General features: G+C 39.0%; 1 protein-coding gene. It reads right to left on the bottom strand.

All coding sequences use genetic code 11. The features are described from left to right. Positions 1–241, bottom strand: a 241-nt coding sequence (locus tag AAEZ18_RS19550) for a FimV/HubP family polar landmark protein (protein WP_352256115.1), incomplete at both ends; no start/stop codon positions are given.

Consider the following 241-nt stretch of genomic DNA (forward strand, 5'->3'; position numbering starts at 1 on the left):
GTTGATGACATCCTCAATGACCTTGAGCGCAGAATCAAAATCATCAATTTCAATATAAGCACGCGCTAAATCTAGTTTAGCTGAGTAGCCACCACTTTCAGCATCAACATCGGTTGGGTTATCACCCGCAAGTAATGCATCAAACTCACTCAAACCAACATCCATATTAACATCGGTGTAAGGTTCGTGTTCAAGTTCAGCCTCTTCACTTTCTTCTAATAATGAATCTATATCTACAAAT

It is taken from the genome of Pseudoalteromonas sp. 19-MNA-CIBAN-0066 (assembly GCF_040308705.1).
GTDB lineage: Bacteria > Pseudomonadota > Gammaproteobacteria > Enterobacterales > Alteromonadaceae > Pseudoalteromonas > Pseudoalteromonas nigrifaciens.